General features: G+C 42.8%; 21 protein-coding genes, 6 tRNA genes and 2 pseudogenes. 25 read left to right on the top strand and 4 right to left on the bottom strand.

The genetic code is table 11. The annotated features are described in order from the left end of the window. Positions 1–46 precede the first annotated feature (46 nt). The 21 genes from ACRRSY_RS11950 (at position 47) to ACRRSY_RS11850 (ending at position 15116) form a co-directional block, all read left to right on the top strand. Positions 47–679 carry a TetR/AcrR family transcriptional regulator gene (locus ACRRSY_RS11950; protein WP_432463259.1) on the top strand — a complete coding sequence of 211 codons (633 nt, stop codon included), beginning with the start codon at positions 47–49 and terminating at the stop codon, positions 677–679. A gap of 224 nt (positions 680–903) precedes the next feature. Continuing rightward, a complete protein-coding gene (gene ruvA / locus ACRRSY_RS11945; RefSeq protein WP_432453240.1) occupies positions 904–1524 on the top strand; it encodes a Holliday junction branch migration protein RuvA in 621 nt (206 codons plus the stop codon). A 15-nt stretch (positions 1525–1539) separates the two neighbouring features. Beyond that, positions 1540–2547 carry a Holliday junction branch migration DNA helicase RuvB gene (gene ruvB, locus ACRRSY_RS11940; RefSeq protein ID WP_432453239.1) on the top strand — a complete coding sequence of 336 codons (1008 nt, stop codon included), beginning with the start codon at positions 1540–1542 and terminating at the stop codon, positions 2545–2547. Between the two features lie 173 nt (positions 2548–2720). Further along, entirely contained in the window at positions 2721–3119 is a 399-nt protein-coding gene (gene ybgC, locus ACRRSY_RS11935; RefSeq protein WP_432453238.1) for a tol-pal system-associated acyl-CoA thioesterase, read from the top strand. Continuing rightward, the gene (gene tolQ / locus ACRRSY_RS11930) at positions 3109–3792 is read left to right on the top strand and encodes a protein TolQ (RefSeq protein WP_432453237.1); all 684 of its coding nucleotides are present in this window, start codon (positions 3109–3111) and stop codon (positions 3790–3792) included. The genes ybgC and tolQ overlap by 11 nt, the downstream gene beginning before the upstream one ends. 8 nt (positions 3793–3800) lie before the next feature. Continuing rightward, positions 3801–4238, top strand: coding sequence for a protein TolR (gene tolR / locus ACRRSY_RS11925; protein WP_432463258.1), 438 nt, complete (start codon positions 3801–3803; stop codon positions 4236–4238). A gap of 13 nt (positions 4239–4251) precedes the next feature. Further along, the gene (tolA, locus tag ACRRSY_RS11920; protein WP_432453235.1) at positions 4252–5316 is read left to right on the top strand and encodes a cell envelope integrity protein TolA; all 1065 of its coding nucleotides are present in this window, start codon (positions 4252–4254) and stop codon (positions 5314–5316) included. Beyond that, on the top strand, positions 5316–6665 hold the full coding sequence (tolB, locus tag ACRRSY_RS11915; RefSeq protein WP_432453234.1) for a Tol-Pal system beta propeller repeat protein TolB: 1350 nt from the start codon (positions 5316–5318) through the stop codon (positions 6663–6665). Before tolA ends, tolB begins: the two co-directional genes overlap by 1 nt. 30 nt (positions 6666–6695) lie before the next feature. Further along, entirely contained in the window at positions 6696–7253 is a 558-nt protein-coding gene (pal, locus tag ACRRSY_RS11910; RefSeq protein ID WP_432463257.1) for a peptidoglycan-associated lipoprotein Pal, read from the top strand. A gap of 25 nt (positions 7254–7278) precedes the next feature. Beyond that, positions 7279–8040, top strand: a complete 762-nt coding sequence (gene ybgF, locus ACRRSY_RS11905) for a tol-pal system protein YbgF (RefSeq protein WP_432463256.1) — start codon at positions 7279–7281, stop codon at positions 8038–8040. Positions 8041–8237: 197 nt separating this feature from the next. Further along, positions 8238–8313, top strand: a tRNA-Lys gene (locus ACRRSY_RS11900). A 30-nt stretch (positions 8314–8343) separates the two neighbouring features. Continuing rightward, positions 8344–8419: transfer RNA gene (locus tag ACRRSY_RS11895), tRNA-Lys, on the top strand. 19 nt (positions 8420–8438) lie between these two features. Further along, positions 8439–8514: transfer RNA gene (locus ACRRSY_RS11890), tRNA-Lys, on the top strand. A gap of 17 nt (positions 8515–8531) precedes the next feature. Beyond that, a tRNA-Lys gene (locus tag ACRRSY_RS11885) sits at positions 8532–8607 on the top strand. Between the two features lie 35 nt (positions 8608–8642). Further along, positions 8643–8718: transfer RNA gene (locus ACRRSY_RS11880), tRNA-Lys, on the top strand. Between the two features lie 23 nt (positions 8719–8741). Then, positions 8742–8817, top strand: a tRNA-Lys gene (locus tag ACRRSY_RS11875). 117 nt (positions 8818–8934) lie between these two features. Further along, complete coding sequence (nadA, locus tag ACRRSY_RS11870; RefSeq protein ID WP_432463255.1) at positions 8935–9993, top strand: quinolinate synthase NadA; 1059 nt, start codon at positions 8935–8937, stop codon at positions 9991–9993. A gap of 436 nt (positions 9994–10429) precedes the next feature. Next, a complete protein-coding gene (locus tag ACRRSY_RS11865) occupies positions 10430–11479 on the top strand; it encodes a GMP reductase (RefSeq protein WP_432453230.1) in 1050 nt (349 codons plus the stop codon). 142 nt (positions 11480–11621) lie between these two features. Further along, the gene (locus ACRRSY_RS11860; protein WP_432463254.1) at positions 11622–12311 is read left to right on the top strand and encodes a Tn7 transposase TnsA N-terminal domain-containing protein; all 690 of its coding nucleotides are present in this window, start codon (positions 11622–11624) and stop codon (positions 12309–12311) included. Continuing rightward, the gene (locus ACRRSY_RS11855; RefSeq protein WP_432463253.1) at positions 12304–14115 is read left to right on the top strand and encodes a Mu transposase C-terminal domain-containing protein; all 1812 of its coding nucleotides are present in this window, start codon (positions 12304–12306) and stop codon (positions 14113–14115) included. The genes ACRRSY_RS11860 and ACRRSY_RS11855 overlap by 8 nt, the downstream gene beginning before the upstream one ends. Positions 14116–14126: 11 nt before the next feature. Further along, positions 14127–15116, top strand: a complete 990-nt coding sequence (locus ACRRSY_RS11850; RefSeq protein ID WP_432463252.1) for a TniB family NTP-binding protein — start codon at positions 14127–14129, stop codon at positions 15114–15116. 166 nt (positions 15117–15282) lie between these two features. Here ACRRSY_RS11850 and ACRRSY_RS11845 read toward each other — a convergent pair whose 3' ends face one another. After that, a complete protein-coding gene (locus ACRRSY_RS11845) occupies positions 15283–16086 on the bottom strand; it encodes a DEAD/DEAH box helicase (protein WP_432463251.1) in 804 nt (267 codons plus the stop codon). Between the two features lie 162 nt (positions 16087–16248). Here ACRRSY_RS11845 and ACRRSY_RS11840 point away from each other — a divergent pair, with 162 nt between their 5' ends. The 3 genes and pseudogenes from ACRRSY_RS11840 to ACRRSY_RS11830 all read left to right on the top strand — a co-directional run. Then, complete coding sequence (locus ACRRSY_RS11840) at positions 16249–16545, top strand: transposase (RefSeq protein ID WP_432463250.1); 297 nt, start codon at positions 16249–16251, stop codon at positions 16543–16545. 128 nt (positions 16546–16673) lie between these two features. Beyond that, a protein-coding gene (locus ACRRSY_RS11835) for an IS3 family transposase (protein WP_432462919.1) occupies positions 16674–17758 on the top strand; the annotation gives its coding sequence in 2 pieces (ribosomal slippage) (positions 16674–16923 and positions 16923–17758; 1086 coding nt in all). Positions 17759–17797: 39 nt separating this feature from the next. Beyond that, positions 17798–17920: pseudogene (locus tag ACRRSY_RS11830) on the top strand (IS3 family transposase); the annotation flags it as partial. Positions 17921–17966: 46 nt separating this feature from the next. Here the strand turns inward: ACRRSY_RS11830 and ACRRSY_RS11825 are convergent. Further along, positions 17967–18056 (bottom strand): annotated as a pseudogene (locus ACRRSY_RS11825) (hypothetical protein); the annotation flags it as partial. After that, positions 18050–18598, bottom strand: a complete 549-nt coding sequence (locus ACRRSY_RS11820) for a hypothetical protein (protein ID WP_432463249.1) — start codon at positions 18596–18598, stop codon at positions 18050–18052. The gene ACRRSY_RS11820 and the pseudogene ACRRSY_RS11825, both read right to left, overlap by 7 nt. 94 nt (positions 18599–18692) lie before the next feature. Between ACRRSY_RS11820 and ACRRSY_RS11815 the strand changes: the two genes are divergently transcribed. Beyond that, the gene (locus tag ACRRSY_RS11815; protein ID WP_152782792.1) at positions 18693–18899 is read left to right on the top strand and encodes a helix-turn-helix domain-containing protein; all 207 of its coding nucleotides are present in this window, start codon (positions 18693–18695) and stop codon (positions 18897–18899) included. Between the two features lie 453 nt (positions 18900–19352). Here the strand turns inward: ACRRSY_RS11815 and cas6f are convergent, their stop codons facing one another. Next, positions 19353–19952 (bottom strand): type I-F CRISPR-associated endoribonuclease Cas6/Csy4, encoded by a 600-nt coding sequence (gene cas6f / locus ACRRSY_RS11810; RefSeq protein WP_432463248.1) that lies wholly within the window; start codon positions 19950–19952, stop codon positions 19353–19355.

Here is a 19952-nt window from a genome sequence, read left to right as displayed (position 1 = left end):
TAGCTATTCAGTAAACTATTCTATAGCTGATGAATAGGAAAAAGTAATGAATTCAAAAAATAAAGTCGGTCGACCGAAAGGTGAGAGTCAAGCCCGGCAACGGTTATTAGAGGTGGCAACAGCGTTATTTATTGAGTTTGACTATGACCGAGTGTCGTTGAGGATGATTGGTAAGCAGGCGCAATTAGATCCTGCCTTAATTGCTTACTATTTCGGATCTAAGGCTGGTCTATTTGGCGAAATGCTAAGCTCGGTATCCAGTCCGGTGTTTGCTACTTTACAGCAGGTTACGGCGCAGCTAGGCAGCCGCAGCTTAAATGACTTAATGCGTATTTATTATCAAACGATGGCCGATAATCCTCATTTTCCGAAGCTAATCTTTCAGTTGGCAAGTATGCCCGGCAACCATGAAAGTCTCGAGCAATTGAATTTAATTTTGCAAAATCTTGGCCGTTTGTTGGGGAAGGGCCTATTTCAACGTTTAGCGGCAGAGGGCTCTTTTGCGGAAGGGGTTGATGCTGAATTAGCTCAGTTGAGCTTTATGAGTTTAATGGTCTTTCCGTTTTTGATCCCGGAGCGTTTATTGCAGGCCAATCACATTAGTCTGCCAAAAGATAAATTATTGAAACTGGCAGAACATAACATTGCTTTGTTGGCTCGTGGACTGTTTAAAAATTAATAGATACCTGAGTCGCTATCGTGGTTAAGTTCTGTGCTACTTTGATTTTAAGCCGCTATTTATGAATCGTTTTGCGCAAAATCCGCTTCGAATACGGAGAAAGACTGGATAAATATCCAGTCTTTGAGTTAAGCTAGCTTCAATTTATCAGCGTAGTGTGCCAGCTTTATGATTGACTTGCTCAGGTGAGTTAGCTGGTATTGTATTTAGACGGAGTCATCTTAGTGATAGCCACTATCAAAGGTATTTTAGAAGAAAAAGTACCCCCTTTTGTGTTAGTCGACGTAGCTGGCGTGGGTTACGAAATCCAGTTACCCATGAATTGCTTCTATCAATTGCCCGAATTGGGCGAGCCAGTGCGTTTACTGACCCATTTTATTGTTCGTGAAGATGCTCAGTTGCTTTATGGCTTTCATGATAAATCTTCGCGCGCCTTGTTTCGCGAGTTGATTAAGGTGAATGGAATAGGTCCAAAAGTGGCGCTGGCCATCTTGTCAGGACTCAGCTGTGAACAATTTGTCTATGCGGTAAAACATGAAGATTTATCCAGCTTGGTAAAAGTTCCTGGGATCGGCAAAAAGACGGCTGAACGGCTATTGGTCGAGATGAAAGATCGTTTGAAAAACTGGCATGCAGAACCACCAGCTACGCCATTAAGCGATGGTATTACAGCCAATGGCGATCTACCGCTGAGTCCTGCTACCGATCCCAAAGAAGAAGCCGTTGCAGCCTTAGAATCGCTGGGTTATAAAGGCGTTCAAGCTGAAAAACTCGTGAAGCTAGTATGGCAGTCGGGTATGAGCAGTGAACAGTTGATCCGTGAAGCCCTTAAGGCTGCATTATAATTTAAGGTTCAAAAGATGATAGAAGCAGATCGTTTGGTAGCAGCCTTGCCCGTTGCAGAAGAAGAAACCGTCGATCGGGCTATTCGGCCAAAACGCTTAGGTGATTATACCGGCCAACAGGCGGTTGTTGAGCAATTGGAAATCTTTATTGAAGCCACGCGCCGCCGTGAAGATGCCTTGGATCATTTATTGATTTTTGGCCCGCCAGGTTTGGGCAAAACGACGCTTGCGAATATTGTGGCGAACGAACTTGAAGTGAATATTAAAACCACTTCCGGCCCAGTGCTTGAAAAAGCGGGAGACTTAGCGGCACTGTTAACTAATTTAGAACCTGGCGATGTGTTATTTATCGACGAGATTCATCGTTTAAGTGCAGTTGTTGAAGAGATCCTTTATCCGGCAATGGAAGATTATCAGTTGGATATTATGATTGGTGAGGGGCCAGCCGCGCGTTCTATCAAACTTGATTTGCCGCCGTTCACCTTAATTGGTGCAACCACTCGAGCGGGAATGTTAACCTCACCACTTAGAGATCGTTTTGGGATTGTGCAACGCTTAGAGTTTTATAAAACTGATGATTTGGCTGATATTGTGAAGCGCAGCGCTCATTATTTGAATTTAACCTTGGATGAAGCGGGTGCTTGGGAAGTGGCTCGTCGCTCTCGTGGTACGCCGCGGATCGCGAATCGTCTGTTACGTCGGGTTAGAGATTTTGCCGATGTAAAATTTGATGGCAAAGTCACTCAAGAAATCGCAGCACAAGCTTTGGATTTGCTTAGTGTCGATAGTGCTGGCTTTGATTATATGGATACCAAATTGTTGCTTGCCATTACTGATACTTTTGGCGGTGGCCCTGTTGGCTTAGATAACTTAGCCGCAGCTATCGGTGAAGATAAAGAAACCATTGAAGATGTACTTGAACCTTTCTTAATTCAACAGGGTTATCTGCAACGTACTCCTCGCGGACGGATCGCCAGCGACCGTGCCTATTTGCACCTTGGTTTAGATTTACCTAAACGTTAGAAATGCTGTCGTTTATCGGCGACAGGCAAGTCAATAAAACGGCTTAATGTGTTCATTTTTAAGCCGTTGGCCGAAATTTGTATCGCAATTGTTCAAATTAAATGGTTTGAGTCTTAACCTTAAGCACTTGCCTGTGTATAGTATTTTCTAATTGAAATACTTAGGTAGGTGTAATGTCGGTTTTAAGGGTTCGAGTGTATTACGAAGATACTGATGCGGGTGGGGTTGTTTATCACGCAAATCATATTAAGTATTTCGAACGAGGTCGTACCGAATGGTTGCGAGAATTAGGTTACGAACAAGACCGTTTGATGGCGCAAGATCTATGTTTTGTGGTTCGAGCGCTGCAAATTGACTACAAACTACCAGCTCGTTTTAATCAAGTACTCACGGTTGAAACTCGTATTGAAAATATGAAACGAGCCAGCATGGTGTTTGAGCAAACGATTAAAAATGCTGACCAACAAGTTATTGCCCATGGAATGGTTACCGTTGCTTGCGTCACATTGTCGTCAATGAAGGCCACGGCCATTCCCGATCAATTAAAAGAGGATTTACTCGGTGCATTCTGATATGTCATTTATTGGCTTGTTTTGGCAGGCGAGCTTACTGGTTAAATTTGTCATGCTGCTGCTATTGAGCATGTCGGTTTATTCTTGGGCGATGATTATTAATCGTAATAAAATCTTGAAGTCGGCAAAAACTGCCAGTGATAGTTTCGAAAAGAAATTTTGGTCTGGCATTGACCTCAATAAGCTCTATCAAGAAAGTAATGCTAGAGCCGAGCATCTGCAAGGTATGGAACAGATATTTCATTCTGGTTTTAGAGAGTATGTTCGTCTACATAAATCAGGAAATCGAAGTCCCGATGCGGTGATGGATGGTACTTATCGGAGCATGCGAGTCTCCTTGTCCCGCGAAGTCGAGGCTTTAGAGAATCAGTTGCCAATGTTGGCAACGATTGGTTCTATTAGCCCCTATATTGGCTTATTTGGTACGGTGTGGGGGATTATGAATGCTTTTATCGCTCTGGGAGAAGTTCAGCAAGCCAGTTTAAATATGGTTGCTCCCGGGATTGCCGAAGCACTGATTGCAACTGCGATGGGATTATTTGCGGCGATCCCTGCTGTGATCGCTTTTAACCGTTTTTCTACGGGCGTTGGTAAGTTAGAACATAATTACGCCAACTTTATGGAAGAGTTTTCAAGTATTCTGCATCGCCAAACCCACAGTGGTACAAATTAGGAGGCGTCGTGAATTATTACCAACGCCCCAAGCGCCGCTTGGTTGCTGAAATCAACGTGGTACCTTATATCGATGTGATGTTGGTGCTATTGATTATTTTTATGGTGACAGCGCCTTTGATTACCCAAGGGGTCAAAGTTGATTTGCCACAAGCGAGTGCCGAGGCTTTGCCAGAAGATAGTAAACCGCCGCTAGTGGCGACGGTCACTGAAAGTGGGCAATATTACTTAGATACGGGGAATGACTCTCAATCCGCTACTGAAGTTTTGTCGGGCGATGATCTGCAAGCCTTGGTGATGGCGCATTTACAGCTTGACCCTAAAATACCAGTAGTGGTTCGCGGGGATAAGAACGTTCGTTATGAGCAAGTCATCAATTTAATGGTATTGCTGCAAAATGCAGGTGTACCATCGGTTGGCCTTATGACCCAACCTGAAAACAACTAAATTAGGATTAGCATTGAAATCGCCATTTAGCCTGTCGGTTGTTATTTCCATTTTACTGCATGCTTTGTTGTTTATTGCGTTAGTGTGGTCAGTTGATTTTGAGCGCGTTAAGCTCGAAGCAACGCCCAGCGCTCCGATTATTAAGGCTACCGCGATTGATGCGAAACAGATAAGCCAGCAAGTTGAACGTTTAAAGCAACAGCAAAAGGCCGTAACAGACAAAGAGAAACAGCGAGTTGCTCAAGCAGAGAAACAAGCGGAATTGGCCCGTAAGAAACGTTTGTCCGAAGAAAAACGGATTAAGCAGTTGGAATTAGAAAAGCGCCAACATGAACAAGCCAAGAAAAAAGCTGATGAGCAGGCGCGTCGTGCTCAAGAAAAACAAAAGTTAGAACAACAGCGAGCCAAGCAAGCTGAAGCCGAACGGGTCAAACAGGAACAACAGCGCAAGTTGGCGGAGGCGGCAGCAGCCAAAGCAGAGGCGGAGCGGGTTCGTAAGGTTGAGCAACAGCAGAAAGCTGAAGCCGCAGCTGCAGCCGCAGAAGCAGAGCGAACTCGTAAGCTTGAACAGCAACGGCAAGCCGAAATAGCAGCCCAAAAAGCTGAACAGGCAGCGCGCAAAGCTGAGTTGGCTCGTAAGCAAAAAGAGAAGGAAGCTAAATTGGCTGCAGAGAAAGCCGCGAAGGCCGAGGCTGAGCGTCAACGTAAAGCCGAAATCGCTCGTCAAGAAGCTGAATTTGAAAAGCAATTACAAACAGAGATGGCGGCCGAAACGAATGTACGACGTCAACGACAAGTATTAAGTGAAGTGGATAAATACAAAGCCATGATTATGTCGACAATTCAACGAAACTGGCTCACCGATCCAAGTATGTCTGGCAAGCAATGTCGTATTGACATTCACTTAGCCACCAATGGTTTTGTGACAAAAACCAGCGAAGGGCGTGGAGATAAAGCGGTGTGTGAGTCGGCTCGTCGAGCGATAAAAAAGGCAATGACTTTACCGGTTTCTAAAGACCCGGATGTTTTTGCCAAACTTAAAACCATTACTTTAACTTTAAAACCGGAACAGCTGTGATGATTAAAAAACTGTTAACGGGCGTTTGCCTATGGTTTGTCTTTTCAAATCTAGCTCAAGCTAACCTAGAAATTGTCATTACCGAAGGGGTCGACAGTGCCCGTCCGGTAGGCGTGGTCCCTTTTGTTTGGCAAGGACACGGCGAAGCACCTTTGAACTTAGCGAAGGTTGTTGCCGATGATTTACGCCGCAGCGGTAAGTTTAATCCTGTGGCGATTAGCCAGATGCCGCAAACTCCGCAATCAGTGGAACAGATTGACTATCAAGCGTGGGCAGCGCTTGGCGTAGAAGCGGTATTGACCGGTAAAATAGAAGCCTTGGCTGATGGCACTTATAAGGTTAATTATGCCTTAGTCGATGTACTGCGTGGGCAGGTGAGTGCCGGCAATAAGCAACAACTTAAAGACGGTCAATTAGTCACCAGCCAGGATCATGTGCTGCTCGATCGATATAAAAGCGTAGGGAAAGCTCAGTTACGACAGATGGCCCATTTAATTTCCGATGGTGTTTATAAATCTTTGACTGGTGAAAGAGGGGCATTTTTAACCCGAATTGCTTATGTAGTTGTGAATGCCGATGCTAACTATCCATATCAACTTCGTATTGCAGATTATGACGGTTATAACGAAAAGACTTTACTTCGCTCACAAGAGCCACTGATGTCTCCGGCGTGGTCTCCTGATGGTGAAAAGCTTGCTTATGTTAGTTTTGAAAATCGTAGTGCAGAAATCTATATTCAGGATATTTATACCTCGCAACGCACTAAGTTGAGTGCTTTTAGTGGCATTAATGGTGCGCCCGATTGGTCGCCAGATGGACGTCAAATTGCATTGGTATTATCCAAGGATGGCCAGCCAGATATCTATGTGATGGATGTCGCCACTAAGCAACTGAAACGGATCACTAAAAGTCGTCGGATTGATACCGAACCTAGCTGGTTACCATCTGGACATGAATTGCTGTTTTCTTCCGAGCGTGGTGGTAAACCGCAAATCTATCGGGCTAATTTGAATACAAATAAAATTAGTCGGGTGACCTGGGAAGGCGAAATGAACTTAGGTGGGGCGGTGACACCCGATGGCTCCGCGTTGGTAATGGTGAGCCGTGTAAATGGCCAATATCGCATTAGCCGACAAGATTTTGATACCGGTTATGTACAAGTATTAACCCGTACTCAATTAGATGAATCGCCAACCATTGCACCGAACGGCAGTATGATTATGTACAGCACCGTGGCCAATGGTCGCCAAGTATTGGCTTTGGTTTCTATGGATGGAAGATTTAAAGCGACGCTACCAGCAAAAGAGGGCAGTGTTCGCGCACCAGCTTGGTCGCCATTTTTAAACTAAATAACTAAATCTGATCATAAGGGATCCATAATGCAATTTGAAAAATTAGCTAAAACTCTATTTTTAGGTGTGGTACTCACTGGCTTAGCCGCTTGTAGTTCTACCCGTAGTAGCGATAGTGATTTAAATGAACAAGGCAAGGCTGGCGGAGATTCCTCGATGGAAATCACTGGCACCGAAGCAGCTGGCGGCGTAGAAATGGGTTCAGTTGACCCAGTACTTAGTGCCGAAGAGCAAGAGCGTCTCAAGGCTGCTGAGTTACGTCAGAGTCAAATCGTTTACTTCGAGTTTGACCGAACCGATATTCGAGAAGAGTTTGCCGAAATATTAGAAGCGCACGCTAGCTATCTGCGTGATAATCCTTCGGTAACGGTGTTAATTGAAGGCCATACCGATGAAAAAGGGACGCCTGAATATAATATTGCTTTGGGTGAGCGTCGTGGTAAAGCGGTCTCGAAGTATTTACAAAGCTTAGGTGTCTTAGCCTCGCAAATTTCTATTGTTAGTTATGGTGAAGAGAAAGCCGTTGATAATTCACACACCGAAGTAGCGATGGCTAAAAATCGCCGCGCGGTGTTAGTTTATTAATAAACTTACAAGTGTAGAGTGAGCTATGAAACTTAAAATGATTACGGCTACTACAGTGGCCGTTTTATTAGCCGCCAGTGTTAATGCCGCTGCGCCAGTCGAAGAGGCGGGTAATAGAACCGCCGTTTCTTTAAATTCTCCCAGTAGTCAACTAAGCCTTGAGCAAAGGGTCGAACGCCTGGAAAGGATGTTGCAGGCTAGAAATCAGGTCCAGTTAGAACTACAAAGTCAGGTCGATGAGCTGTCCAATAGCATGTCAACCATGGTTGGTCAGCTAGAACAGAGTAACTATCAGATTGAACAAATTACTGAACGTCAACGTGAACTCTACCAAGAGTTAGACCGTCGATTTGCTCAGTTGCAAACAGCCGTGCCTAAAGTTGCCGCCACAACTACTGCTGTCCCTGCAGCGGTTGGAGAAGATCAGGCTTACGACGCAGCCGTGGCGCTAGTGATGCAAGATAAAAACTATGATGCAGCGATTCCGGCCTTTCAAGCTTTTATCCAGGATTTCCCTAAGTCTGGCTATGCACCGAATGCACATTATTGGTTAGGCCAGCTACAATATACTCGTGGGCAACGGGAGCAAGCCGCCCAGCAATTCCTTAAAGTTGTTAACGATTATCCCAAATCTAATAAGGTTGCTGAGTCATTGTTAAAATTGGGTATCATTGCGCAGTTTCAAAAAAATAATGATGAAGCCAAAAAATTGTTTACTCGAGTGGTCCAAGAGCACCCTAATAGTAGTGCTGCGAGTTTAGCGAAGAATAGATTAGGCCAACTTTAGTACAGTTTTTGAATAATAAACTTTAGCAAATTCAAAATTCTGTACAAAGTTGAAGCTGGTTGCTTATTTGCTGAACGCTTAGAAAAAAAGATTCAAAATACTATTGCACAACAGTCTTAAATCCGTATCATAGGCCGCCGTTGAGTCGGGTCAATTGCTAACACAGCAGTGAGGCGGATTTAGCTGAAGTTCAAAGCGGGTTGTTAGCTCAGTTGGTAGAGCAGTTGACTTTTAATCAATTGGTCGAAGGTTCAAATCCTTCACAACCCACCACTTTGTAGCTTTAATGTAGTAGATGTATACGGGTTGTTAGCTCAGTTGGTAGAGCAGTTGACTTTTAATCAATTGGTCGAAGGTTCAAATCCTTCACAACCCACCATATCTATTACCACTTTAGTGGGTCGTTAGCTCAGTTGGTAGAGCAGTTGACTTTTAATCAATTGGTCGAAGGTTCAAATCCTTCACGACCCACCACTATTTTGAAACGTTACGGGTTGTTAGCTCAGTTGGTAGAGCAGTTGACTTTTAATCAATTGGTCGAAGGTTCAAATCCTTCACAACCCACCACGCTTTTCGTTTCCAAATAGGTGATTTACAGTTACGGGTTGTTAGCTCAGTTGGTAGAGCAGTTGACTTTTAATCAATTGGTCGAAGGTTCAAATCCTTCACAACCCACCATCACTGTAAATACCAAATATTATGGGTTGTTAGCTCAGTTGGTAGAGCAGTTGACTTTTAATCAATTGGTCGAAGGTTCAAATCCTTCACAACCCACCATTATTTTATCATTACAAATCATGACTCTATTACCTCATCTAATTCTTTAGTCCAATGACTGACATCTGCACTCTCTGCGGTGTATAATACTCTAATTATTTTATCTCAGATGTAGTTATGCAGCAGCCCGAATATTTTAACGAATCAATTTACCCCTTTCCGCCTAAACCCAAGCCTTTGAGTGAGCAACAGCGTTCGGCCCATAAGCAACGTATAAAGCAGTTGTTAGTTGAGCAAGATGCAGTATTAATCGCTCATTATTACACCGATCCTGAAATCCAAGCCTTGGCCGAAGAGACTGGTGGTTGCGTTGCTGATTCTTTAGAAATGGCACGATTCGGTAATCACCATCCAGCAAAAACCTTGCTAGTGGCGGGGGTGCGTTTTATGGGGGAAACTGCCAAGATCTTAACGCCAGAGAAAAAGGTCATCATGCCGACCTTAGAAGCCACTTGCTCTTTGGATTTAGGCTGCCCAGAAAAAGAATTCTCTGCGTTTTGTGACCAGCATCCAGAGCATACGGTTGTCGTTTATGCGAATACTTCCGCAGCTGTAAAAGCGCGGGCCGATTGGGTCGTTACTTCTAGCATTGCCGTGGATGTTGTGGAACATTTAGATGCCGAAGGGCATAAAATTATCTGGGCGCCTGATAAACATTTGGGAGGCTACGTTGCGAAGCAAACCGGTGCCGATATGTTACTTTGGCAAGGCGCTTGTATTGTTCATGAAGAGTTTAAGGCCAAGGCCTTGTGGGCGCTTAAGCAGCAGTTTCCTGATGCGGCTATTTTGGTTCACCCTGAGTCGCCAGAAAACGTAGTTGCGATGGCTGATGCGGTGGGATCGACCAGTCAGCTCATTGCGGCTGCTCAAACGCTGCCGAATAAAAAGTTAATTGTTGCTACCGACCGTGGCATCTTTTACAAGATGCAACAGGCTTGCCCAGATAAAGAGATGATTGAGGCGCCAACTGGCGGCAATGGGGCGACTTGTCGTTCTTGTGCGCATTGTCCCTGGATGGCTATGAATGGCTTGCAGGCCATCGAAGAGGCCTTAATAGACGCAAAGGGTAAAGAGGTATTTGTAGACAATGCCTTGATTGATAAAGCGTTGGTCCCATTAAACAGGATGCTCAACTTTGCTAAAGGTAACCAATTAAAGGTGAAAGGTAACGCTTAGTTTGCGTTGCTTTGCTTGAAAAAACCAGCTTTAGAGCTGGTTTTTTACTTTTAGTGCACTCGATTGAATTCAGTGGCTAGTTATGCCAATTTAACTTTATTCTTAAAAGCCTAAATCATCGTCAGTTGCATTATGTATCTTGTCACTAGAGCCATTAGTTAATGCGCTTCATGCCTCGTTATCGGCAGATTCATCTGCGCAATAAGTTGCTTATATAATGAATCAGATTGGTATTGTTCATGACTTAATATATGGAAGTTATTTGCAAAAATGATCTATTCTGCAGAGTTTCGACGAGTACTTTTTTTGCACTAATATTGGCAAAACTAATTCTCACAGTAATCCTATTTCGAAATCATATTATTAACGTTTTTGTTATCAATAATGGTTTGTTATACTTCGTGGGTTTTGTGCCTAATAACTAGCAGAGAAGTAAATGAGAGTTGAAACAGATATAAAGCTGGGATTTAAAGACGTCTTGATTAAACCTAAACGTTCAACCTTGAAGAGTCGCTCACAGGTTGTACTTGATCGGGAGTTTACCTTCAAAAACAGCAATAGTCAATGGCACGGTGTACCTGTTATTGCGGCGAATATGGATACGGTGGGAACTTTTGGCTTAGCAAAAGCGCTAGCGGAACATCGTATGATGACTGCGGTTCATAAACATTACAGCATTGAGCAGTGGTCACAGTTTTTAGCATCGATGGCACCAGAAAAAATTAAATATTTAATGGTTAGTTGCGGCACATCAGATGCTGAATTTGAAAAAACCAAGCAAATTTTAGCGCTGAATCAGAATTTACAATTTATTTGTGTTGATGTAGCCAACGGCTATTCTGAACATTTTGTCGCATTTGTACGTAAAATGCGTGACAGCTTTACTGACAAAGTCATCGTGGCTGGCAACGTAGTAACGGGTGAGATGGTTGAAGAACTGATCTTAAGTGGCGCAGACATTGTGAAAGTAGGGATTGGCCCCGGTAGCGTGTGTACCACTCGGGTGAAAACTGGTGTGGGTTACCCGCAATTATCGGCCATTATAGAATGTGCGGATGCTGCCCATGGCCTAGGCGGACAAATCGTTGCAGATGGTGGCTGTACTCAGGCAGGGGATGTCGCAAAAGCTTTTGGTGGCGGCGCTGATTTTGTGATGCTCGGCGGTATGCTGGCTGCGCATGCTGAAAACGGCGGCGAACTTGTAGAACAAAATGGTGAAAAATTCATGAAGTTCTACGGTATGAGCTCTCAAACTGCGATGGATAAACATGTTGGCGGTGTTGCAGAGTATCGTGCCTCTGAAGGCAAAACGGTATTACTCCCATATAAAGGCAGCGTGCAATTCACGATTCAAGATATTCTTGGTGGCGTTCGTTCGGCTTGTACCTATGTGGGTGCATCTGAACTGAAAGAACTCACCAAACGAACCACTTTTATCCGAGTTCAAGAGCAAGAGAATCAAGTGTTCGGTATTACTAAAGTGTAATCAATCGAAGGTTTTTGTTGAAACAACCATAAATTGATATTTACAACCATATATTGATATTTGGTACAACCATAATTTGATATTGCCTCTTCATGGTCTAGACTTATGAAAGTTTACGACAAAATCGTGAAGAGGCAATATTATGTCTGATCTACCTCTACTTTCTATCGACACCTTAATCGCACTTGAACGTGCATTTGATACTCCTGCCCGAAACCTAACTAAGTCACGTGGAAAAAATATACACCGCTATGTCAGCGCTAAGATGGGAAAAAGAGTTACGGTAGAATCTTTTTTAGAATGTGCCGCTTGTTATCATTTTGATTTCGAGCCCAGTATCGTTCGCTTTTGTTCCCAGCCGATACGGTTTTCTTACTGTCTTAATGGTAAGGCCCATACCTATGTTCCAGACTTTTTAGTTGAATTTGATACCGGTGAATATACGCTGTACGAAGTAAAATCCGATATGGAGAGTTCAAGACCGGAATTTCAATGTGAGTGGGAAGCAAAAGTACAAAGCGCGTTTGAGTTGGGTGTGGAACTAGAACTGGTTACAGAGGAAGAAATACTGGATGAGGTCATCTTTCGTAACCTAAAGCTTTTGCATCGATATGCCTCTAGAGATAACTTGAACCATTTTCATCAAACTCTCCTTACCACGTTAAAATTAAATGGTACTCAAACAGCAAAAAGTTTAGGGGATTACCTCGGCCTTAATGGAAGAAAAGTATTTCCATTTCTTTGTGATTTGCTCTCTCGCAACCTACTCCAATCCAGCTTAGAAACCCCACTCTCACTTGAGTCTGAGTTCGAGTTGGGTTGTTATGCCTAAGAAACCATTTTCGAGTTTTCATCGGAAGTCAGCGCTTCCAAAAGTTAATCTTGATTCGATTGATTGCGTTGTTGATCCAAGCGGAATTAATGATGCAACATATCGAGATATATCTGCATTTCCTGAAAACATAGCCACTCAGATTACTTTTCGTCTAAGCATTCTTCGTTATTTAGCTAGCAAGTGCGAAAAAATTATTCCAAAGACTATCGAACCGCATCGCGTTGCAATACAACGGTTACATGATAGAAATATTCCAAGTGCGATATCAATATACCGATGGTGGTTAGTCTTCAGAGCGTCTGATTATAATCCGGTAAGTCTGGCTCCCAGAAATAAAGATAAGGGTAATAGTAAAGCCAAAGTACCAGTATTCGTCAATGCCTTGATGGACCAGGCTGTAGAAAGAGTTATTTCTGGGCGAAAAGTGCGAGTAAGAAGTGCTTACAAGCGCGTACGAAGGAAATTACGTCAGCATAATCTGATCAATGGAACTAAGTACAAATATCCAACTTATGAATCGCTTCGAAAGCGGGTTAAAAAAAAGACACCTTTTGAGTTACTGGCCGCGACCAAGGGAGAGCGTGTCGCCAAAAGAGAATTCCGTCGGATGGGTAAAAAGATATTGACTTCTTATGTGCTTGAGAGGGTCGAAATAGATCATACAGTTCTGGATGTTTTTGCTGTACATGAGGAACATCGGGTGCCATTGGGACGACCTTGGCTTACTCAATTGGTCGATTGTTACAGTAAAGCAGTTATTGGGTTTTACCTAGGGTTTGAACCGCCGAGTTATGTATCAGTTTCACTCGCTCTTAAGAATGCAATACTGCGGAAAGATGACCTTTTGAGCTCGTTCGAATCAATAGAAAATGAATGGCTTTGTTACGGAGTCCCAGACTTACTAGTAACTGACAATGGTAAGGAGTTTCTGTCTAAAGCTTTTGATTCTGCGTGTGAAAACTTGTTGATAACAGTGCATCAGAACAAAGTAGAAATACCAGACAATAAGCCTCATGTCGAACGTACTTATGGGACTGTAAATACGACACTTTTAGATGACTTGCCTGGCAAAGCGTTTAGTCAATATCTTCATAGAGAAGGATACGATTCTGTAAGTGAAGCGACGCTAACGTTAGATGAAATTAAAGAAATATATTTGATCTGGTTGGTTGACATCTATCACCGAAGCCCTAACCAGAGAGGAACTAACTGTCCTAATATAGCATGGAAAAACGGGTGTAAAGATTGGGAGCCAGAGGAGTTTACCGGAACGAAAGATGAGTTAGATTTTAAGTTCGCTATTTCCGATGAGAAAAAACTAACTAAAGTAGGGATTACAGTCTTTAACGGGCTGACTTTCAGCAGTGAGCGTTTGGCTGAATATAGAGGTAGGAAGGGTAACCATAAAGTAATATTTAAATACAATCCAGAGTGTATGGCGGCCATTTGGGTGCTAGATGAAGACCAGAACGAGTACTTCACGGTGAGCGCTATAGACTACGAATATGCAAGTACAGTATCACTCTGGCAACATAAATATAATATGAAGTATCAAGCAAAATTAAATTCAGCAGAATATGACGAAGATAAGGAAATTGATGCAGAGATAAAAATTGAAGAAATCGCTGACCGTTCAATTCTAAAGACTAAGAAAATCAGATCCCGGAGGCGTGGTGCTAGACATCAAGAGAATAGTGCAAGAGCAAAGTTTATCAGCGACACCAAGCCAGCTCCATCTCAGAAACATGAAGAAGAAGTTGTAATTGTTGAGAATGAAGATTGGGATATTGATTATGTCTGAGAAATCATCAGATGAATGAAACTCGAGAAACTCGCATTTCAAAAGCCAAAAGAGCATTTGTATCCACGCCGAGTGTTCATAAAATCCTAAACTACATGGATAGATGTAGAGATTTATCAGACTTGGATTCTGAGCCTACTTGCATGATGGTCTATGGTGCTTCGGGTGTAGGTAAAACGACCGTTATCAAACAATATTTAAATCAAAATCGGCGAGATTCTGTAGTTGGGGGCGATATAATTCCAGTCTTGCATATAGAGTTGCCGGATAATGCGAAACCGGTAGATGCTGCGAAGGAGTTGCTGGTCGAAATGGGGGATCCGCTGGCGCTTTATGAAACAGATTTAGCCAGGTTGACAAAAAAACTGATAGATTTAATCCCAGTGGTCGGCGTGAAGTTAATTATTATCGATGAGTTCCAGCATTTAGTCGAAGAAAGGTCAAATCGGGTTCTCACGCAAGTAGGTAACTGGCTAAAAATGATACTCAATAAAACGAAATGTCCAATCGTTCTTTTCGGTATGCCTTACTCAAGAGTTGTACTACAAGCAAACTCTCAACTTCATGGTCGATTCTCAATCCAGTTTGAGCTGCGGCCGTTTAGCTATCAAAGAGGTAATGGGGTATTTAAAACATTCTTGAGCCATCTAGACAGGGCTTTGCCTTTCGAGAAAGAGGCTGGTTTAGCCTATGACGAGTTGCAAAAAAAATTGTACGCTTTCTCTCAAGGAAATATGCGATCATTGAGAAACCTCATTTATCACGCTTCGATTGAAGCGATCAATAATGAGCAAGATACGATTACTTACCAAGACTTAGTTTTTGCATCAGAACTCACGCGTGGTAATAAGCCAATCAAATGGAAAAACCCTTTCAATGATGATGTTAATGTGACGGAGGATATGTTGCGCCCACCACCTAAAGATATTGGATGGGAAGACTACTATCTCAGCAATAATAGCTCCAGAGCAATTAGAAAAGGTCCTAATATGTTTGAATAAGAGGCTTGCTTTGGTCACTTATTGCAACATTAATTGATGGTAAGTTGATTTGGGCCGAAAAGAATTTCGCTCATATCTAAGCTGACAGAGCACCCATAAAAGTTGGGTAACTGTCAGATTAGGTCTGAGTTGTTACAGATTAGTCACCCTAATAGTCTTATCTATGCTACACGCTAGGTTGGCGGTCATAGTGAAAGGCTTCAATAACTCTCTGGTTGAATTCTTTTAACGATAACTGCTCGCAGGTAGAGGTGTTATTATTTCTGCTGAATGCAGGGGTAGAGTTTATATGGCCTCTAAAGCTCATTGATAATTGATGTTTAGTTTGAACCGCAGTTGGTGCAGCTAAACCGAAATTACTCGAAGTTAGCCCTGTGTCTAATGTATCAAATTCTTCTTTAAGAAATAGGCAGCTATTGGGAATATCCTGCTCAATTTCTTCTGCAAACTCAATAAGCTTTGGGGCAGCAAATGTATACAGCCAGGCCTCTTGGTTCCTAGATGATGTGGTGCGTAAAATACGGCCCAGTATTTGTCTAAAATAGAGCTCAGTTTTTATGTTGCTCAGGTGACAGCATACCTGAAGCCTTGGAATGTCGGTTCCTTCACTTACCATTCCTACACTAACAATCCATTCGGTATTGCTCGATTTAAAGCGTTCAAGACGTGAATGTGGATCATCTTCTTTGTACGTAACGGTCACAGTCGTTTGATTGAATGTGGTTGCAAGTAATGATGATATTATTTTCGCATGGGTGATCGAAGACGCAACAATTAAACCTGCGGCAGAAGGTGACTCAGTGCGGACTAGCTTTAAGCGAGATACCGCAGATTCTAAGATATAGATTAGCGCAGAGTCGTTGTGCAGTATAGTTGAATAATTGACATCTCCATTAGTAATCAACTTGTACAATGAACTAAATGATTCAATATGATTATTAGTTTCAATTGTTGAATATTCGCAATCCATTAGGGCAATAGTTGGCCTTCGGCACACACCATCTGTGACTGCTTGAGCTAACGAGTATTGGTAGTCACAAACAATCTCGCCCTCAGGGTTTGAGTGGTAAGGCCTGAAAACACCCGACACTTTTTATGGTAAAAATGTAACTTCACTATAAAAGGTAAAACCATGACCAAAGGCACACGCTATTCAGCAGAGTTCAAACAAGAAGCTGTTAATCAAATTACTGTTCACGGTTATCCCGTTGCAGATGTCGCTGAGCGCTTAGGCGTAAGTACTAAAGCCTTGTATAACTGGATGCGTATCTATGCAAAACCGCCTAAACAGCGTGTTCAAGAGCAAGACCTTCAGGCTGAAGTCGCTAGGCTTAAGCGAGAGCTTAAACGCACACAGCAAGAGAGGGACATTTTAAAGGAAGCCGCCGTGTTCTTTGCAAGCGAGTCAAAGAACGCTACCCGTTCATAAAATCTCGTAGCAATCATTATCCCGTTCGGCTGCTGTGTCGGGCTTTGCAGGTGCACCGGTAATCCCCCCGAAAATTAATCCCATGCAAAAGTAGAATTTTCTCGTATAGTAAATACAGGAGATTCAACATGAAAAAGTCACGTTACACGGACAGTCAGATCTTATCTATTCTCAAGCAGGCTGAGGCTGGTACACCTGTTCCTGAGCTCTGTCGTGAGCATGGAATGAGCAACGCAACCTTTTACAAGTGGCGTTCGAAATACGGTGGTATGGACGCATCCCTTATGGCGCGGATGAAAGAACTCGAAGATGAAAATCGACGGCTTAAAAAGATGTATGCGGAAGAACGCCTTAAAGCAGAGGTGATCTCAGAGGCGATGGCAAAAAAGTGGTGAAGCCCTGTGAGCGTCGATTGATGGCTCAGCGTTCGGTGGCGAACTATCACATCAGCATTAAAAGTGCATGCTATTGGTTTGGGATCAGCGAGACCTGCTATCGCTATAAATCGAAGCTTCAACCTGAGAATGAGTTGATAGCTCAAGAGTTAGTAACGCTGTGCAACAGTGAAGACTGCTCTGACTGGGGCTTTGGCCTGTGTTTTCACCATTTGCGGAACGTTAAAGGGTATACATGGAACCATAAGCGGGTTTATCGGATCTACTGCGAATTGGCTCTAAACTTACGTATTAGGCCAAAACGACGCCTGAATCGCCATACGCCAGAGCCTCTTAAAGAGCCGATTAAAACAAACCAAGTTTGGTCCGTGGACTTTATGCATGATCAGCTATCTGATGGCCGGAAGTACCGTTTATTCAATGTGATAGATGATTACAAACGTGAAGGTCTGGCGTCAGAACCTGATTTTTCAATGCCCACAGTACGAGTCACTCGGATCTTAGAGCAGCTCATCGAACAACGAACCAAACCTGTTGCGATCCGCTGCGACAATGGTCCTGAGTTCATTAGCCATGCGTTTATTAAATGGGCCAACAACCACGACATTCGAATCGATTATATTCAGCCAGGGAACCCACAACAAAACGCGTATATAGAAAGGTTCAACCGTACTATGAGGTTTGGCTTAGTGAGTAAGTATTTGTTTGACACACTTGAAGAGGTTCAAGATCGGGCGACCCAATGGTTATGGTTCTACAATCATCAACGACCACACCTTGCAAATGGAGGGTTCCCACCACTAAAAACGGCAGCATGAATTCTACGAATAAATGCGGTTAATAATGGGAGGATTACCCACCCTAGTGGTTATTATGACTGGCTTAAGCAGCCACTAAGCCAACGAGAAAGTGCAGATAGAAAACTGCTAGGCCAGATAAAACAGTTCTGGATTGAGAGCTGTGGGCATTACGGTTATCGAACATTCTTTTAGCCAAGTTAGCTGCCATAAATGTTTTTCCGGCACCAGGTGTTGCTTGGGCGAGAAAATGAAACTTGTTATCGCAGTATTTGTCGAGCGCTAAGTCAATACACTGTTTCTGCCAGGTTCTTAGCATGCAGTAGACCTACTGTGTTTGATAAGGTCAATTGCGCTCGACCATACGTTAAGCTTCGCCATTAAAGCAGCAGCTTTTTGAGTAGCGGCCGAATAGGATGGGGATAGCAATTTTTTTAACTCTCCTGACCGTGCCATAAGAATCTTGTACTCATCAACCTCGGCTAAAGTAATCGCAAGTTTAGCTTCAATGTCAGTTTTTTCATTTTCAAGGTCAATTACTACCGGCTTCTGCTGTTTATTCTTAGAGGAATAGCTTACGTTGGTTCGTTTCTTTTTTTCAATGAGTTTAAAATTAGCCTCAAAGAAGGTCGGCGTTCTCGAATAGTATTTCTTGTGACCGATACGATCTGACTTTATAAAACCAGTGTCTTCTAGAATCTGAAGTTGCCTTGCAACGAACAGCCTCGCAGTATCTTTGTTTCCGTACATGTCAGATCTTTCTAAAATCGAATCTCTCACTTCAACGACTGTAAATTGAGTGATGTTTGTTGGCGATATGGATTTATAGATATCGCTATTTATTCGTTGCTGTATGCGCATTTCTTCTGGCCGTTTTTAGTGTAAATGCGGATTATAATCCGTGGTTATATTTGCATCAAGAGCGGATAGTCTTTCAATTTAAGAGTCAAATAAAATGAAAGACTTAGCAAAGAGGTTTGGTGCTAATCTACGTGGAATGCGTAGAGATAAATCTATTTCTCAGGACAAGTTGGCGTTGTTAGCTGATATTGACCGAAGCTATGTAGGCAGAATCGAAAGAGGGGAAGTGAACATCACACTCGAAAAAGCGTATCATCTAGCACAAGTGCTTGAGTGTGATGTGAGAGAGCTATTACCATAAAATCAGCGTGCCCTAAAATATCTACTTATGCAGCAGTATATTGGTCTTGAACTCGAATGAATGTGGTCCGTTTATCATCAACTACTATCTCAGTAGTAATGAGGATTATAGTCCTCTTTTTTGGGTGGGGCAAGCAGCCATTCGGCTGCTTGTGACTAAAGCTACAGTGTTGATACGGTGTTAGCTACCTATTCGGCAGTACACTGCATATTCAATTGGAAAGAGAGCGTTTTGAACTTATCAGCTACCTATTCGGCAGTACACTGAAAGCGTCTAACTGCTGACTTGTAAAATTACTTATCAGCTACCTATTCGGCAGTACACAATAGCTAAATTGAGAATAGTACAGCTTTATCGGATAGTTAATTAGAAAAAGCCATTTTTACCTATATTATTTTATGTTGGATAAAAATAAAATTTTTCAATGTGTTACGTTCTTACTGTGAAAAAGGGTTAAATCAATGGAACTGGTTGAAATGAATCTTCTGAGTTCGCTAAACCATAACTACTGAAAATAGAGCTACCCTCTGAATTGCTTTCGGGATGCATCCTTATATTAAGGCGAAATCTACTTTTATGACTTTGACTACTTTCTTCTAACGAATGGTAATGCGGGAGTACTATGGTTTCTATCAGTCTAATTGAGGTAAGGTCAAGCTGTTCGCCCCGAGCAATAGCGCGTTTTTCTAATCTTTTAAGTTTCCTAGATTGTCCTGCAGTTGTTGTTTTGTCTATCGACTGGCAGCGCTTAAATGAAACGTACTCGCAGCCGTCAGGGACAACCTTTGTCTTCGATATATCAAAATAGTGCAGCTCTTTCATTTGGGTGAAGTAGTGCTGTTTGAGTAGCAAATCGAGCTCGATTCTATTTGTGCTAACAAACGAAATTTTGCTTCCTACGGTATCATCACACCAAAAAGGGAATGAAACCCCAATACTTCTTGTTTCATATTCATAGTTAAATCCATGGAGAACCCGAAGACATTTAGCGGCTAATGATTCATTGTTACAACGTACTGGTAGAAAAGTCACCGTTTTGTAGTGCCACTTCAT

Source organism: Agarivorans sp. QJM3NY_33 (assembly GCF_050870865.2).
Classification (GTDB): Bacteria; Pseudomonadota; Gammaproteobacteria; order Enterobacterales; family Celerinatantimonadaceae; genus Agarivorans.
The sequence above is the reverse complement of the archived record's forward strand: the minus strand, read 5'-3'. Positions and strand labels throughout refer to the sequence as shown.

Excerpts from the sequence above, each read along its gene's own strand:
- ybgC (WP_432453238.1), top strand. The coding sequence starts at position 2,721 with ATGTCGGTTTTAAGGGTTCGAGTGTATTACGAAGATACTGATGCGGGT.
- ACRRSY_RS11820 (WP_432463249.1), bottom strand. The coding sequence starts at position 18,598 with ATGCGCATACAGCAACGAATAAATAGCGATATCTATAAATCCATATCG.
- ACRRSY_RS11840 (WP_432463250.1), top strand. The coding sequence starts at position 16,249 with ATGACCAAAGGCACACGCTATTCAGCAGAGTTCAAACAAGAAGCTGTT.
- cas6f (WP_432463248.1), bottom strand. The coding sequence starts at position 19,952 with ATGAAGTGGCACTACAAAACGGTGACTTTTCTACCAGTACGTTGTAAC.
- ACRRSY_RS11850 (WP_432463252.1), top strand. The coding sequence starts at position 14,127 with ATGAATGAAACTCGAGAAACTCGCATTTCAAAAGCCAAAAGAGCATTT.
- ACRRSY_RS11865 (WP_432453230.1), top strand. The coding sequence starts at position 10,430 with ATGAGAGTTGAAACAGATATAAAGCTGGGATTTAAAGACGTCTTGATT.
- ACRRSY_RS11855 (WP_432463253.1), top strand. The coding sequence starts at position 12,304 with ATGCCTAAGAAACCATTTTCGAGTTTTCATCGGAAGTCAGCGCTTCCA.
- ruvB (WP_432453239.1), top strand. The coding sequence starts at position 1,540 with ATGATAGAAGCAGATCGTTTGGTAGCAGCCTTGCCCGTTGCAGAAGAA.
- ACRRSY_RS11950 (WP_432463259.1), top strand. The coding sequence starts at position 47 with ATGAATTCAAAAAATAAAGTCGGTCGACCGAAAGGTGAGAGTCAAGCC.
- tolB (WP_432453234.1), top strand. The coding sequence starts at position 5,316 with ATGATTAAAAAACTGTTAACGGGCGTTTGCCTATGGTTTGTCTTTTCA.
- ACRRSY_RS11860 (WP_432463254.1), top strand. The coding sequence starts at position 11,622 with ATGTCTGATCTACCTCTACTTTCTATCGACACCTTAATCGCACTTGAA.
- ybgF (WP_432463256.1), top strand. The coding sequence starts at position 7,279 with ATGAAACTTAAAATGATTACGGCTACTACAGTGGCCGTTTTATTAGCC.
- pal (WP_432463257.1), top strand. The coding sequence starts at position 6,696 with ATGCAATTTGAAAAATTAGCTAAAACTCTATTTTTAGGTGTGGTACTC.
- ACRRSY_RS11815 (WP_152782792.1), top strand. The coding sequence starts at position 18,693 with ATGAAAGACTTAGCAAAGAGGTTTGGTGCTAATCTACGTGGAATGCGT.
- nadA (WP_432463255.1), top strand. The coding sequence starts at position 8,935 with ATGCAGCAGCCCGAATATTTTAACGAATCAATTTACCCCTTTCCGCCT.
- ACRRSY_RS11845 (WP_432463251.1), bottom strand. The coding sequence starts at position 16,086 with ATGGATTGCGAATATTCAACAATTGAAACTAATAATCATATTGAATCA.